Source organism: Hydrogenophaga sp. T66 (genome assembly GCF_057219855.1).
Window position 1 is genome coordinate 326858 of sequence record NZ_JBXVVX010000002.1, and the last position, 14555, is coordinate 341412.

Consider the following 14555-nt stretch of genomic DNA (forward strand, 5'->3'; position numbering starts at 1 on the left):
AAAGCGTCGGGTTTTTTTATGGACGCGTGGGCAAGGGGCCGGTGTCAGCTGAGGGTCGGTGCGGTGTAGTTCTGCGGACCGCTGACCGCAATCTTGGCGGCGCCCAGGCGGTTGCCCGCTTGCGCGCAACGCACCAGGTCCCACCCGCGGGACAGCCCGTGCAGCAGTGCAGCGCGAAAAGCGTCGCCGCAGCCCGTGGGATCCACCACCGCGGCCGCGCGCTCGCCGGCCACCGGCGTGCGCTGACCAGACGCATACACGTCAGCGCCGTGCTCGCCCAGCGTGACGACGAGGCCTCCGGCGACACGCGCGGCGATCTCCTCCAGCGTCCAGCCCGTGCGGTCGCTGAGCATGCGGGCTTCGTAGTCGTTGACCGCCACCCAGCGGGCCAGACCGATGAAGTGGCGCAGTTCCTCGCCGTTGAACATGGGCAGCCCCTGCCCCGGATCAAACACGAAGGGGACGCCGGCCTCGTGCAACTGGCGGGCATGGGTGAGCATGGCGTCGCGGCCGTCGGGAGCGATGATGGCCAGCGTGAGGTCGTCACGGGCCGGCACCGGATTCTCGTGGGCCAGCGACATGGCGCCCGGATGGAAGGCGGTGATCTGGTTGTTGTCGCGGTCGGTCATGATCATCGCCTGCGCGGTGTACAGGCTCGGTGCAGAGGCGATGTGGGCGGTGTCGACACCCAGACCACGCAGGCGCTCCAGATACTCCGCGCCGTCGCTGCCCAGCGTGGCCAGCGGCACCACCTCGCTGCCGAGCTGCCGCAGCCCGTAGGCAATGTTGCCGGCACAGCCGCCCCACTCGCGACGCAACCCCGGCACGAGGAAGGACACGTTGAGGATGTGCAGCTGGTCCGGCAGGATCTGGTCCGCGAAACGGCCCTCGAAAGTCATGATGGTGTCGAAGGCGAGCGAGCCGCAGACGAGGATGGCCATGGTGATGTGCGATCGGTTGGGGGTCAGGGATAGAACACGAGCGCGCGGTAACCCGCGGTCGCGGTGGAGGCGTTGTCGCCGAGGTTGATCGCCAGTCGCAGGCTCACCGACACGCTGCCTCCGGCGGGCAACTCGGTGGGGGCGTCGGGCCAGTCCTGCGGCAGGAACACGCGACGGGCGACGACCTGGTCGCGTGCGTCGGTGAGCGTGAGTTCCAGCGCCGGGGCGGCCAGCGGGAGGGCGGCGGTGTTCTTGAGCACGAAATCGAATGAATGGAACTGCCCGAGTCGCTGCACGAGCGACGCGCTGTCGATGACGACCGCGTCGATCCGCCGCAGCGGCTCGATGCGACACCCCAGGGGCTCGCAGGCCCGCTCCAGCCACGGCTTGAGGTCCGGCCGCGCGGCGGCCAACCAATCCCGCTCGTGATGAATCCATTGCGCCGCCAGCGACGCCGCGGCGAGCAGCGCCACCCCGGACAAGGCCACCCGGGCGGGCACCGAACGCCAGCGGGCTTGCCGCCGGGCTTGGCGCATGAAGGCCGGCTCCGGCAGATCGGCCGCGGGATCGGCCGCCGCATCCCGCACAGCGTCGGTCGCGGGTTGTCCCTCAGCAGCATCGCCAGACGGGTCCGGCGCGGGCCGGACACGCTCGACGGCCTCAAGGCCATCGCCGGCATCGAGCGCAGGCCGGCCGGGCAGCGGCATCAGGTCGCTGCCGCGCTCGGCGGCGAATCGCTGCAGCTCGGCGGTGAAGTCGGGCTCGGGCGGCGGCGCCGACGCCGACCCGCGGCCGCGCGGTGGCGTGGGCTCGATGCCAAACGCGGCTTCCAGTTCGGCGTCGGTGACCGGTGGCACGAGGGTCGGTATCTCGTCGTCCGCGTCGGACGGGACGTCGGTCGCAGTCGGCGCTTCGCGGCGGGGCATCGGGCGCTCGGCCCGTGGCTCGCTCGCCGCCGAGTGAGCCGGCGGCGGCGCCTCTGGCGGAGCGCCCGGTACCGCTGCAGCGGCCGCCGCTGTCGAGCCCTCGGCACCGGCGGGCGGTGTGGCGGGCGGTGCGGCGGTCGGAACGTGTCCGGCGGGCCCGGTCGACGCGGCAGGCGGGAGCGGTGCAGGGGCCGGGTCGGTGGCCTCGCTGAGGTCCAGCGTGGCGTCGAACACCGCGCTGCAGTGGCCGCAACGGACCCAGCCGTCGGAGATCTTGAGCAGGTCCGCCACCACGCGGAAGCGGGTTCCGCACGCGGGGCAGCGGGTGGTGAGACTCATGCGCCGATTATTGCAGCGCGCCGCGGATCGGCCACGCAACAGCCCCGACCCGCAGGCCGCTCACGCCCGCTGGCCAGTCATGAGGATCCAGCCGTCTTCTTCGTCGCTCACGCGCAGCGCGATGTGCGGTGCGTAGGCCTCGGTGAGCTCTTCGGCCTGCCGCGCGAGGATGCCCGCCAGCACGAGCGAACCGCCCGGGCGCACGCGCGCGCACAAGAGGGGCGCCAGCACCTTCAGCGGGGTGGCCAGGATGTTGGCCAGCACCACATCGTGCTCGCCGCTGGCCGCGTCCGGCAGGCCCGCACGCAGGGCCACGTGGTTGGCCTCGGCATTGAGCCGGGTCGCCTCCACGGCCGCCGGGTCGATGTCCACCGCCACCAGATCGGCGGCGCCAAACTTGCCGGCGCCGATGGCGAGGATGCCCGAGCCGCAGCCGTAGTCGAGCACGCGCGGCCCCACCGGCGCGTGGCGCGCGATCCAGCGCAGACACATGCGCGTGGTCGGGTGGGTGCCGGTGCCAAACGCCAGGCCGGGGTCGAGCCGGATGATGGTCTGCGCCGACGCCGGCGGCTCGTGCCAGGTGGGCACGATCCAGAAGCTCGGCGTGATCTCGACCGGGTCGAACTGCGACTGCGTGAGCCGCACCCAATCTTGCTCGGCCACGGGGCGCACGCCCTGGACCGCGCAACCGCCGGTGAAAAAGTCCTGTGCCTGCAGCAGCCGGGCCGCTTCCCGGGCGGCTGCCTCATCGGGGAAGAGCGCCACCACGCGCGAGCGCTGCCAGCCCTCTTTCGGAGCGGGCATGCCGGGCTCGCCAAACAGGGCCTGCTCGGCCTCGGTCATGGCGTCGGCGTCTTCGACCGAGGTGCTGAGGGCGTCGAGCGCGTCGAGCGCATCGCTCACCGGCTCGATGGCCGCCTCCGGCACCACGAGCACCAGTTCAAACAGGGCGTCGCTCATCGCGGGCACCCGGTCAGCGCGAGCGCTGCGACAACCACTCTTCGAGGTAGTGGATGTTGGTGCCACCGGCCACGAAGCTGGCATCCACCATCAGCTCGCGGTGCAGCGGGATGTTGGTGTGGATGCCTTCGACCACGGTTTCGGCCAGCGCGGTGCGCATGCGGGCGAGCGCCTGCTCGCGGGTGTCGCCGTGCACGATGATCTTGCCGATCATGGAGTCGTAGTTCGGCGGCACGTAGTAGTTCGTGTAGGCGTGGGAATCCACGCGCACACCCGGGCCGCCGGGCGGATGCCACATGGTGATGCGGCCCGGCGACGGGGTGAACTTGTACGGGTCCTCGGCGTTCACGCGGCACTCGATGGCGTGACCCTTGAACTGGATCTGGCGCTGGGTGAAGGGCAGCTTCTCGCCGGCCGCCACCGCGATCTGCGTGCGCACGATGTCGATGCCGGTGATGAGCTCGGTCACCGGGTGCTCCACCTGCACGCGGGTGTTCATCTCGATGAAATAGAACTCGCCGTTCTCGAACAGGAACTCGAAGGTGCCCGCGCCGCGGTAGCCGATCTTCTTGCAGGCGGCGGCGCAGCGCTCGCCGATCTTTTCGATCAGCCGGCGCGGAATGCCCGGCGCCGGCGCTTCCTCGATGACCTTCTGGTGGCGGCGCTGCATGGAGCAGTCGCGTTCGCCCAGGTAGACGGCATTGCGGTGCTGGTCGGCCAGGACCTGGATTTCCACGTGCCGGGGGTTCTGCAGGAATTTCTCCATGTAGACCTCCGGGTTCCCGAAGGCGGCGCCCGCCTCGGCCTTGGTGGTCTGCACCGCGTGCAGCAGCGCGGCCTCGGTGTGCACCACGCGCATGCCGCGCCCGCCACCACCGCCGGCGGCCTTGATGATCACGGGATAGCCGACGGCCTTGGCGATGCGCTTGATCGCCACGGGGTCGTCGGGGAGGGCGCCGTCGGAGCCCGGCACGCACGGCACGCCGGCGCGGATCATCGCCTGCTTGGCCGATACCTTGTCGCCCATGAGGCGGATGGCATCGGGGGTGGGGCCGATGAAGGTGAAGCCGCTCTTCTCCACCCGCTCGGCGAAGTCGGCGTTTTCCGACAGGAATCCATAGCCCGGGTGGATCGCCTCGGCGTCGGTCACTTCGGCCGCGGAAATGATGGCCGGCATGCTCAGGTAGCTCTGGCCGGACGGCGCCGGCCCGATGCACACAGCCTCATCGGCCAGCTTCACGTACTTGGCGTCGCGGTCGGCCTCGGAATAGACGACCACCGCCTTGATGCCCAACTCGCGGCAGGCCCGCTGCACGCGCAGGGCGATCTCGCCGCGGTTAGCGATCAGGATCTTCTTGAACATGGGCGGTCGCGCCTCACTCGATGACAAACAGCGGCTGGCCGTACTCGACCGCCTGACCGTTCTGGACGAGGATCTGGGTCACGGTGCCCGATTTGTCGGCTTCGATCTCGTTGAGGATCTTCATGGCCTCGACGATGCAGATCGTCTCGCCTTCCTTGATCACGCTGCCCACCTCGACGAACGGCTTGGCGCCCGGGCTCGAAGCGCGGTAGAACGTGCCCACCATCGGCGACTTGACGGTGTGGCCGGCCGGCACGGCCGGTGCAGCGACCGGCGCGGCGGGTGCCGCCGCCTCGACGGCCGGCGCCGCGGGCGCGGCCACCACGCCCGCCGGCACCACCGGCGCCACCACCGCGGCCGCGGTCACCGGCGCGCTCTTGACGATGCGCACCTTGCCTTCGGCTTCGGTGATCTCGAGTTCCGACACGTTCGACTCCGACACCAGATCGATCAGTGTCTTGAGTTTGCGCAGATCCATGTGTTCTCCAACGAATTTCTGTCATCTGCGGCCAAATGTTTCCAATTGCTCGCAAATGCACTCGAGCCAGCACCTGAGCCGGCGAAAGGGTGTCGAAGTGTACACGAAGGACCCGGCGCCACCAGCACCCCCGGTCGGCCCGGAACGTCGGAGCACGTTCCCGGGCAGATCGATGCAGATGCGTGAATTTGCAGCCTGCTGTGCCGCAGGGGCCGCGGTCAGGCCAGGGCGGCCCAGGCGCTCAGGTCGTCGGCGCTCACCTTGCCGATTTTGCGCTGCAGCACGGCTCCGTCGCGGCCGAACACCACGGTGAAGGGCAGACCGCCGTTGGCGTTGCCCAGGCTGCGGCTGAGCTCGGTGCCTGCCAGCCCCGCCATGCCGACCGGGAACTCGATCGGCAGCTTGCGCATGAACTGCCGCACGGCGCTGGGCTGGTCCACCGCCAGACCGATCAGGCGCCAGCCCCGGGCCGCCTGATCGCGCTGGAAGGCGTTGAGCATGGGCAGTTCTTCCACGCAGGGTGGACACCAGGTCGCCCAAAAATTGACGAGCACCGGCTGGCCGCGGAAATCGGCGACGCGCACGACCTCACCGTGGGGTCCGTCGTACACCCCTTCCCAGAAGGCCGCCTCGGCGCCCGACAGCACCGGCGCCGGCGTGTGGCGCCACACGCCCAGCCCGATACCGGCGCCGGCGGCCACCGTGGCCACGCCAGCCCCCACCCAGAAACGGCGCGAGCGGCTCACGACGCCACCTCCGCCAGCCGGGCGCGCAAGGCGGCGGCGTCGCCCCGCGGTGACCGGCCCTGGGCATCGGGCCTGAGCGCGCCGCGCAGGTCGTCGGCGTCCTGGATCAGCAGGTGGATCAGGACCCACTGCCCCAGCGCCTCGCAGCGCGCGCGCACGGTCAGCGCGTCCACGCCCTCCCCCCGCACGCCCGGGGCCTGACCCGGGTGGTAGTCCACGCGGTGGTCGATCAGGGCCCATTCGGCCTGTTTGGGGTCGTCGCAGAAGAGGTGCATGTGGATGTCGTTGTGGCGGGTGGCGGTGCCGTGCCAGACGGCGCCGGCCAGGTGGGGACGGAAGTCGCGGAGTCGATCCATCCACACGAGCGCCAGTTCCCGCAACGCGCGAAGCTCGGTGGGCTGGGTGTCGGCGCAAAAGATGGCGATGTGCTCCCGCACGGCAGCCTCGATGGTCTCGTTGTCGGGCAGGGCCGCGCGTGCGCCCAGCCCGAGCTGGCGGGCTGCGTGGCGTTTGGCGGCGCCGTAGTCCATGCCTTCTTCGGCAATCATGCGCGCCGCCACGGCGGCGATGTCGGCGGCGGTGTCATCGCGGTGCATGCCCGGATTGTGCCCAGCCGCGTCCGCCGGCGCCGCCGCGGGGGCTCCTCCTAGAATCGCGGCCATGCACATCCACATCCTGGGCATCTGCGGCACCTTCATGGGCGGTGTCGCGGCCCTGGCCCGCGAGGCGGGCCACCGCGTGACCGGCTGCGACGCTGGCGTTTACCCGCCCATGAGCGACCAGCTCCGCGCGCTGGGCATCGACCTGATTGAAGGCTTCGGCGCCGACCAGATGGCGCTGGCGCCTGACGTGTGGGTCGTGGGCAACGTGGTGAGCCGCGCGCGCCACCCCGACGGCCGCCCGAAGTTTCCCCTGATGGAAGCCATCCTCGACGCCGGGGCCCGCTACACCAGCGGGCCGCAGTGGTTGTCAGAGCACGTGCTGCAGGGCCGCCATGTGATGGCCGTGGCCGGCACACACGGCAAGACCACCACCACGTCCATGCTCGCCTGGATCCTGGAGGCCACCGGCCGGCAGCCGGGCTTTCTGGTGGGCGGTGTGCCGCTGAACTTCGGCGTGTCCGCCCGGCTGGGCGGCCATGCGCAAGGCGCAAGCGCCGGGGCGCCGTTCGTGATCGAGGCCGACGAGTACGACACCGCCTTCTTCGACAAACGCAGCAAGTTTGTCCACTACCGGCCGCGCACCGCCATCCTGAACAACCTCGAGTTCGACCACGCCGACATCTTCGACAACCTCGCCGCCATCGAGCGGCAGTTTCACCACTTGGTGCGCACCGTGCCGTCGACGGGCCGGGTGGTGGTCAACGGGCTGGAGGAAAGCCTCGACCGGGTGTTACACATGGGCTGCTGGAGCGAGGTGCGCAGCTTCGGCGCGGCGGTGAGCGACATCACGGCGGACGGCGAACCGCACGACTTCGCCGTGCGCTGGGCGGGCGAGCCCGCCGGGCGCGTGCGGTGGGCGCTCAACGGCGTGCACAACCAACTCAATGCGCTGGCGGCCATCGCGGCGGCGGAGCACGTGGGCGTGGCACCGGCCGATGCGGCTCGCGCCCTGGCGGATTTCCAGAACGTGCGCCGCCGCCTGGAAGAACGTGGGCGCGCCGCTCGGCCTGGCGGCGACATCACGGTCTATGACGACTTTGCGCACCACCCCACCGCCATCCGCACTACGCTCGATGGCCTGGCGCGGCGGCTGGGTCACCCGCGCGGGCGCCTGCTGGCGGTGTTCGAGCCGCGCAGCAACACCATGAAGCTGGGCACGATGAAAAGCCAACTGCCCTGGGCGCTCGACAGCGCCGATCTGGCGTTCTGCCACACCGCCGGTCTCGACTGGGACGCGGGCGAGGCGCTGGCGCCGATGGGCGCTCGGGCCCAGGTGGCGGCCGACATCGACACGCTGGTGCGCCAGGTGGTCGCCGCCGCGCGCGACGGGGACCACGTGGTCTGCATGAGCAACGGCGGTTTCGGCGGCGTGCACCAGCGGCTGCTGGACGCCCTGCGCGCCGCTGGCTGAGGCGCGCGTGGCGGCTCAGCCGCGCGCGCGGGCCGCGGTGACGGCGTCGGCCAGGATCGCCAGCGCCTGCTCCGAATCGGCCCAGCCAAGGCAGGCGTCGGTGATGCTTTGACCGTAGGTCAGCTTGTCCACCGGGTCCTTGCCGGGCGTGAACTTCTGCGCGCCGGCCTCGATATGGCTTTCGATCATCACACCAAACACGCTGCGTGAGCCGCCGCTCACCTGCGCGGCGATGTCGCGCGCCACGTCAAGCTGCTTCTGGTGCTGCTTGCTGCTGTTGGCGTGGCTGAAATCCACCATCAGGCGGGGTACGAGGTGCGCCGCCTCCAGCTCCTTGACCGCCGCACCCACGCTGGCCGCGTCGTAATTGGGCGCCTTGCCGCCGCGCAGGATGACGTGGCAGTCCTTGTTGCCCTTGGTCTGGACGATGGCGACCTGACCATTTTTGTGCACCGACAGGAAGTGGTGGCCCCGCGCGGCGGCCTGGATGGCGTCGGTGGCGATCTTGATGTTGCCGTCGGTGCCGTTCTTGAAGCCGATCGGGGCGCTCAGGCCGGACGCCAGTTCGCGGTGAACCTGGCTCTCGGTGGTGCGCGCGCCGATGGCGCCCCAGCTGATCAGATCGCCGATGTATTGCGGGCTGATCACGTCAAGGAATTCGCTGCCGGCGGGCAGACCCAGGCGGTTGATCTCGATCAGCAGCTGGCGGGCGATGCGCAGGCCCTCGTCGATGCGGTAGCTCTCATCGAGGTACGGGTCGTTGATCAGCCCTTTCCAGCCGACCGTGGTGCGCGGCTTCTCGAAATACACGCGCATCACGATTTCCAGCCGGTCGGCGTAGCGGTCGCGCAGCGGCTTCAGGCGTCGGGCGTAATCGACCGCGGCCGCGGGATCGTGGATGGAGCACGGGCCGATGATCACCAGCAGGCGGTCGTCCTGCCCGTGGAGGATGCGGTGGATGCGGTGCCGCGTCTGGCTGATCAGCGCCTCGGTCGGCGTGCCAGCAATCGGGAAGAAACGGATGAGGTGTTCGGGTGGCGGCAGCACGGTGATGTCCTGGATGCGTTCGTCGTCGGTCTGGCTGGTCTTGTCGACGGGACGGGCGTACCAGGTGTCGCTGGCGTGGGACGGTTGGGCGGACATCGCGGGCTCCTGAGGGCGGTTGCGGGAAAGGGTGGGCGAAAAGCGGTGGCGGTCGGGGCGAAAAAAAACCGCCGGGCGTTGGGCCGGCGGTTTTGTCGAGATTCGGTGTGCGCTTACAGGCTCGCCTCTCGTCCGCCGGGGACAGAGAACCAAAAGTAAAAGCCAAAAAAGCCGTGGCAACGCATAGAGCCGCAATGTAGCACAGGCCGCATGACGGGGATCTGACGCGGGTGCGACGGCGCGGCGGCCTCAGGCGGTGCCACCAACGGTCAGGCCGTCGATGCGCAGCGTGGGCTGCCCCACGCCGACCGGCACGCTCTGGCCCTCTTTCCCGCAGGTGCCCACGCCGCTGTCGAGCCGCATGTCGTTGCCGATCATGCTCACGCGGGTGAGCGCGTCCGGGCCGTTGCCCACCAGCGTGGCGCCCTTGACCGGGTACTGGATCTTGCCGTTCTCGACCCAGAAGGCCTGGCTGGCGGAGAACACGAACTTGCCGCTGGTGATGTCGACCTGCCCGCCGCCGAAGTTCGTCGCGTACAGGCCCTTCTTGATGCTGGCCACGATTTCCTCGGGCGCCTTGTCGCCGCCGAGCATGTAGGTGTTGGTCATGCGCGGCATGGGCGTGTGGGCGTAGCTCTCGCGGCGTCCGTTGCCGGTGGGTTTGACCCCCATCAGGCGGGCATTCATCGAGTCCTGGATGTAGCCGCGCAGGATGCCGTCTTCGATCAGCACGTTGCGCTGCGAGGCATTGCCCTCGTCGTCGACGTTGAGCGAGCCACGCCGGTCGGCGATCGTGCCGTCGTCCAGCACGGTCACGCCCTTCGCGGCCACGCGCTGGCCGATGCGGCCGGCGAAGGCGCTGGAGCCCTTGCGGTTGAAGTCGCCTTCCAGGCCGTGGCCCACTGCCTCGTGGAGCAGGATGCCGGGCCAGCCGCTGCCGAGCACGACCACCATCTCGCCGGCCGGCGCCGGGCGGGACTCCAGGTTGGTGAGGGCCTGCTGCACCGCCTCATCCACGTAGGACTGCACGACCGCATCGTCGAAATGCGCGAGGCCGAAGCGCCCGCCACCGCCGGAACTGCCCATTTCGCGCCGGCCGTTTTGCTCGGCAATCACCGTGACCGACAGCCGGATCAGCGGCCGCACATCGGCGGCCAGCGTGCCGTCGGCCCGCGCCACGAGCACCACGTCGTGCTCCGCGGCCAGCCCCGCCATCACCTGCACCACGCGCGGGTCCTTGGCCTTGGCCAGACGCTCCACCCCTTCCAGCAGGGCGACCTTGGCCGTGCTGTCGAGCGTGGCGATCGGGTCGTCACCCCCGTACAGCGAGCGCGAGCGGGCGATCTTGGTCGCCGGCAGACGCACCCGGCGCGACTGGCCCTGGCCGCTGATGGTGCGCACGGTGCGCGCGGCGTCCAGCAGCGAATCCCAGGACAGGTCATCGGAGTAGGCGAACGCGGTCTTCTCACCGCTCACCGCGCGCACGCCCACGCCCTGGTCAATGCTGAAACTGCCGGTCTTGACAATGCCTTCCTCCAGGCTCCAGCCCTCGCTGCGGGTGGTCTGGAAGTAGAGGTCGGCGTCGTCCACGCCGTGCGACAGGATCTCGCCGAGGGCGCGTCGCAGGTGGTCGGTGGTCAGGCCAAACGGCTCCAGCAAAGCCGCTTCGGCGGTGGCAAGTCGGGCAAGGGTGGGTTCGCGGGCGATCATGCGCCCCATTGTAGGGAGCGGTGCCGCACGCGCCAGCGCCGGGGTTTTGGGCCGCGGACAGCTTTCAGGAGGGAATCAGCCGCCGCGACCGCGCCACCGACATCAGGATGCCCAGCCCCACGCCCAGCGTGACCATGGCGGTGCCGCCGTAGCTGATGAAGGGCAGCGGCACGCCCACCACCGGCAGGATGCCGCTGACCATGCCCATGTTGACGAAGGCGTAGACGAAGATGTTCATCGTGATCGCGCCGGCCAGCAGGCGGGTGAACAGAGTGGGTCCGTCGAGCGCGATCATCAGCCCGCGGCCAATGAGCGCCAGAAAGCCGCCGTACAGCACCAGCACACCCACCAGCCCGAACTCTTCGGAGAACGCGGCGTAGATGAAGTCGGTGGTGCGCTCGGGGATGAATTCCAGGTGGGTTTGCGTGCCCTGCATGAAGCCCTTGCCCCACACGCCGCCCGAGCCGATGGCGATCATGCCCTGGATGATGTGAAAGCCCTTGCCCAGCGGGTCCTTGGTGGGGTCGAGCAGGGTGCAGACGCGCTGGCGCTGGTACTCGTGCAGCACTTTCCAGTCCACCCCGGGGGCGCACCACTGCGGCTCCATCGCAATCAGCGTGAGGATGCCGATGACCCCCAGCACGACCGGCGGGATGATCAGCTTCCAGCTCAAGCCGGCGAAAAAGATCACGAACAGGCCTGAGGCCAGCACCAGCAGGGCCGTGCCGAGGTCGGGCTGCTTGATGATCAGCCCGACCGGCACCGCCAGCAGCGAGAGCGCCACGAGGAAATCGAGCGCCTTGACCTGGCCTTCGCGGCGGTGGAACCACCAGGCGAGCATCAGCGGCATGGCGATCTTCAGCAGCTCACTGGGCTGGATCACGATGCCCACGTCCAGCCAGCGCTGGGAGCCCTTGCGCTCGATCCCGGCGACCTCCACCGCGATCAGCAAGACCACACCCACCACGTACATCGGCACCGCCAGCGACATCAGCCGCTGCGGCGGCACCTGGGCCACCACAAACAGCACCGCCAGCGCAATCAGCATGTTGCGACTGTGCTGGGAGAAGCGCTCGCCGTGATCGAAGCCGACCGAGTACATCGTCACCAGCCCCAGCGCGGCCATGCCCAGCACGATGACGGCCAGCGGCAGGTCAAAGCCCCGGACGATCGGGGCCAGGCGCTGCAGCAGGGACGGTTTTTCGATGACGACGGCCATGGGGCCGGATTATCCCGCCGCCGGCGGCAGCCACACCTCCACCGCCGTGTGGCCGGGGTGGCTGCGCACGACCAGGCGCGCGCCGATCGCCCGGGCGCGGGTCTGCAGTGCGCGAAGCCCCTTGCCCGGCGGGCGCGTCGCGTCGAAACCCACGCCGTCGTCGATCACCGCGATCACCAGGCCCGTGGCCGAGGCGCGGGCGTGCAGCGTGACGCTGCGGGCTGCGGCGTGCTGCAAGACATTCGACAGGGCCTCGAACAACAGGTACTGCAATTCGTGCAAGGCCGTCGCGTCCAGCGCCGGCCAGGGCGGCAGGCCCACCGCGTCATGCCGGTACGTGAGCCCGCCATCCACCAGCCGCGGCTCCAGGCGGTGGCGCAGGCCGGCCAGCAGGCCCTGCACGTCGCCGGCCGGCAGCTGCAAAGCGTCCACCGACAGCTTGAGCTGGTCCAGCGAATCGCGCAGGGTTTGCAGCAGGTGGGACGGGGCGCCTGCGCCGTCCGCGCGCAGCTGGCGGATCGCACTGGCCAGGTGCGCACCCACGCCGTCGTGCATGTCGCGCAGGATGCGCGTGCGCTCGGCCGCGCGCGCCTGCTCCTGCGCGAGGTTGGCCATGGCCGCGTAGCTGCGCGCGAGTTCCTCTTCCCGGTCGCGCACGCGCTGCGTGAGGTGCGCCATGAGGTCGCGCGCCTGGGCAGCCACGGCCCGGAAACGGGCGATCACGATCAGGGCCAGCACCACGCCAAACAGCACCGAGCTGTAGCGCATCAGGGATCCCTCGCCCAGCACGGGGTCGAGCCGCAACCAGTACAGATCGCGCAGCCCCACGGCCACGTTCACCAGCACCGCCAGCGACACCAGCCGCAGCTGCCAGCCCGCGCGCCCGCCCGGGCGCCAGGCCACCGCGAACAGCACCGCGCCAAAGCCGAGGAACAGCACAGCGAGCGCGCCGTACCAGGCGGTCAGGGCGGCGGGCACGCCCCAGGCCAGCGCGGCCCAGGCGGCCAGGAGCGACAAGGGCAGCAGGGCGAGGACCGCGCGCCGGAACACACGGGCCGCCGGGTGCGCCGGCCAGCCCGCCAGATGCAGGCAAAACGTGCCCATGGCCCAGGCCCAGACGGCCATCGCCACCACCGGCACCACCCCCCACCACGGCCAGGGCAGCGGCGGGTCTTCGATCAGCGCGTCCCCCACCCGCAACGCCCAGCACAGCTCGGCCAGGGCGGCCAGCGCGTACAGCGGCTCCCGGCGCGGCGCGCCGCCGCCCGCCGGCGCACCGACCTGCGTCAGCCAGAGCGCCAGCGCGGTGGCCGCCACCAGCAGGCTGAAACCCACCACGGCCTGCGAGCCCGTCACCCGCCAGCGGTGGCCCCGCTCGTACAAGGGCTCGACCAGCGGCATCGGTCCCACCCAGGCCGCCGACAGGCCGCCGCGGCGCCCCAGATCGGCGCGCAGATCGATCCGCAGCGTGTTGTCCGCCAGCAGCAAGCCCGGTGGCAGCGACAGGAGGCGCGGCACCTGCCCGTGGTTGGAACCGTTGGGGCGATGCACATCGCCCTGCGCCTGCACCAGCACGCCGTTGAGCCAGACCGCATAGGCGTTGCCCACGCGCGGCAGGTACAGCCCCCACGGCTCCGCCGGCGGCGCGCTGGTCGAAAAGCGCAAGATGAATTGGGCCCGACCCGCTTCGCCCGGGTGTTCCCGGTCCCAGTGGTAAGGCAGCGCCACCGGCTCGCGCGCGGGGCCTTCGACCCGCTCGGCGACCTGCAGCCGCTGCACGCCCGCCGCCCGCGGGTCCGTGATGGCCGGACCCGACAGGGCTGCCATCAACACCCAGACCGCCAGCACCACCGCGGCGGCCAGGCCGGCCGCGCCCAGCGCCCTCAGCGCGGCAGCCAGCCGCACCGTTCGGCCTCGAACACGGCCTCGACCTTGGAGTGGACCGCCAGCTTCCCGTACAAGCCCTTGATGTGCGTCTGCACGGTGTGGATGCTGACGCCCTCGCGCGCCGCGATCTCACGGTACGACAAGCCCGCGGCGATGCCATCAAGCACGTCCCGCTCGCGCGGCGTCAGAGGCGACGGCGGCTCGGCGGCGCGGGCCGGGGCGACGGCCTGTCGGGCCAACCGCTCCAGCACCCGCCGGGCCACGCCGGGCGACATCGGCGCCTCACCCGCCAGCAGCGCGTGCACCGCGCCCGCGACCTCCAGCGGACCGGCGTCCTTGTGGAGGTAGCCGCCGGCCCCGGCCTCAATGCTGCGCACGATGTGCTCCTCGTCGCCAAACACGGAAATCACCATCGCCTCGGCGCGCGGGTGGCGCTCGCGCACCGCGCGGATCACCGACACGCCATCGCCATCCGGCAGGCCCAGGTCGACCAGGGCGGCGGCCAGCGGCGTCGGCGCGCCGGCCAGCCAGGCCTCGGCCGCCGCGCAGGAACCCACCACGGCCGCGACCCGCAGACCGGGATCGGCGTCCACGGCCGCCTGCAGGCACCGCGCCACCATGGGATCGTCCTCGACGATCAACACCTCTTGCACCACCGGTCTCCTGCGTTGTCGATTGTTCGGGTGACAAGAATACCGGGTAGAGCATGTCAGGGCAAAAGGCTCAGGCCCTCCGGGCGCGGGCCGAGGGCTGCCGGCCGGGGGACCGTT

At 70.5% G+C, this 14555-nt stretch carries 13 protein-coding genes; 1 reads left to right on the plus strand and 12 read right to left on the minus strand.

Translation table 11 applies throughout. From position 1 onward, the window contains the following. Positions 1-44 precede the first annotated feature (44 nt). The 7 genes from AC2D80_RS10535 to AC2D80_RS10565 all read right to left on the minus strand — a co-directional run bounded on the left by AC2D80_RS10535 (position 45) and on the right by AC2D80_RS10565 (position 6349). Complete coding sequence (locus AC2D80_RS10535; protein WP_484632971.1) at positions 45-941, minus strand: carbohydrate kinase family protein; 897 nt, start codon at positions 939-941, stop codon at positions 45-47. A gap of 23 nt (positions 942-964) precedes the next feature. Continuing rightward, positions 965-2206 (minus strand): zinc-ribbon and DUF3426 domain-containing protein, encoded by a 1242-nt coding sequence (locus AC2D80_RS10540; protein WP_484632972.1) that lies wholly within the window; start codon positions 2204-2206, stop codon positions 965-967. 60 nt (positions 2207-2266) lie between these two features. Further along, on the minus strand, positions 2267-3154 hold the full coding sequence (prmA, locus tag AC2D80_RS10545; protein WP_484633322.1) for a 50S ribosomal protein L11 methyltransferase: 888 nt from the start codon (positions 3152-3154) through the stop codon (positions 2267-2269). Between the two features lie 25 nt (positions 3155-3179). Continuing rightward, positions 3180-4529, minus strand: coding sequence for an acetyl-CoA carboxylase biotin carboxylase subunit (gene accC / locus AC2D80_RS10550; RefSeq protein WP_484632973.1), 1350 nt, complete (start codon positions 4527-4529; stop codon positions 3180-3182). Positions 4530-4542: 13 nt separating this feature from the next. Then, positions 4543-5007, minus strand: coding sequence for an acetyl-CoA carboxylase biotin carboxyl carrier protein (gene accB, locus AC2D80_RS10555; protein WP_484632974.1), 465 nt, complete (start codon positions 5005-5007; stop codon positions 4543-4545). A 218-nt stretch (positions 5008-5225) separates the two neighbouring features. Continuing rightward, positions 5226-5753, minus strand: coding sequence for a TlpA disulfide reductase family protein (locus AC2D80_RS10560; RefSeq protein ID WP_484632975.1), 528 nt, complete (start codon positions 5751-5753; stop codon positions 5226-5228). Continuing rightward, a complete protein-coding gene (locus AC2D80_RS10565) occupies positions 5750-6349 on the minus strand; it encodes a hypothetical protein (protein ID WP_484632976.1) in 600 nt (199 codons plus the stop codon). Before AC2D80_RS10565 ends, AC2D80_RS10560 begins: the two co-directional genes overlap by 4 nt. A 64-nt stretch (positions 6350-6413) precedes the next feature. Between AC2D80_RS10565 and mpl the strand changes: the two genes are divergently transcribed. Next, on the plus strand, positions 6414-7826 hold the full coding sequence (gene mpl, locus AC2D80_RS10570; RefSeq protein ID WP_484632977.1) for a UDP-N-acetylmuramate:L-alanyl-gamma-D-glutamyl-meso-diaminopimelate ligase: 1413 nt from the start codon (positions 6414-6416) through the stop codon (positions 7824-7826). A gap of 15 nt (positions 7827-7841) precedes the next feature. Here the strand turns inward: mpl and AC2D80_RS10575 are convergent, their stop codons facing one another. The 5 genes from AC2D80_RS10575 to AC2D80_RS10595 all read right to left on the minus strand — a co-directional run bounded on the left by AC2D80_RS10575 (position 7842) and on the right by AC2D80_RS10595 (position 14438). Continuing rightward, positions 7842-8969, minus strand: a complete 1128-nt coding sequence (locus AC2D80_RS10575) for a 3-deoxy-7-phosphoheptulonate synthase (protein WP_484632978.1) — start codon at positions 8967-8969, stop codon at positions 7842-7844. A gap of 249 nt (positions 8970-9218) precedes the next feature. Next, on the minus strand, positions 9219-10679 hold the full coding sequence (tldD, locus tag AC2D80_RS10580; RefSeq protein WP_484632979.1) for a metalloprotease TldD: 1461 nt from the start codon (positions 10677-10679) through the stop codon (positions 9219-9221). Between the two features lie 64 nt (positions 10680-10743). Beyond that, positions 10744-11898, minus strand: a complete 1155-nt coding sequence (gene rodA / locus AC2D80_RS10585; protein WP_484632980.1) for a rod shape-determining protein RodA — start codon at positions 11896-11898, stop codon at positions 10744-10746. A gap of 9 nt (positions 11899-11907) precedes the next feature. Then, positions 11908-13803 carry a sensor histidine kinase gene (locus tag AC2D80_RS10590; RefSeq protein ID WP_484632981.1) on the minus strand — a complete coding sequence of 632 codons (1896 nt, stop codon included), beginning with the start codon at positions 13801-13803 and terminating at the stop codon, positions 11908-11910. Further along, positions 13782-14438 (minus strand): response regulator, encoded by a 657-nt coding sequence (locus AC2D80_RS10595; RefSeq protein WP_484632982.1) that lies wholly within the window; start codon positions 14436-14438, stop codon positions 13782-13784. Before AC2D80_RS10595 ends, AC2D80_RS10590 begins: the two co-directional genes overlap by 22 nt. Between the last annotated feature and the right edge of the window lie 117 nt (positions 14439-14555).

Excerpts from the sequence above, each read along its gene's own strand:
- accC (WP_484632973.1), bottom strand. The coding sequence starts at position 4,529 with ATGTTCAAGAAGATCCTGATCGCTAACCGCGGCGAGATCGCCCTGCGC.
- AC2D80_RS10535 (WP_484632971.1), bottom strand. The coding sequence starts at position 941 with ATGGCCATCCTCGTCTGCGGCTCGCTCGCCTTCGACACCATCATGACT.
- AC2D80_RS10565 (WP_484632976.1), bottom strand. The coding sequence starts at position 6,349 with ATGCACCGCGATGACACCGCCGCCGACATCGCCGCCGTGGCGGCGCGC.
- AC2D80_RS10540 (WP_484632972.1), bottom strand. The coding sequence starts at position 2,206 with ATGAGTCTCACCACCCGCTGCCCCGCGTGCGGAACCCGCTTCCGCGTG.
- accB (WP_484632974.1), bottom strand. The coding sequence starts at position 5,007 with ATGGATCTGCGCAAACTCAAGACACTGATCGATCTGGTGTCGGAGTCG.
- AC2D80_RS10575 (WP_484632978.1), bottom strand. The coding sequence starts at position 8,969 with ATGTCCGCCCAACCGTCCCACGCCAGCGACACCTGGTACGCCCGTCCC.
- rodA (WP_484632980.1), bottom strand. The coding sequence starts at position 11,898 with ATGGCCGTCGTCATCGAAAAACCGTCCCTGCTGCAGCGCCTGGCCCCG.
- tldD (WP_484632979.1), bottom strand. The coding sequence starts at position 10,679 with ATGATCGCCCGCGAACCCACCCTTGCCCGACTTGCCACCGCCGAAGCG.
- mpl (WP_484632977.1), top strand. The coding sequence starts at position 6,414 with ATGCACATCCACATCCTGGGCATCTGCGGCACCTTCATGGGCGGTGTC.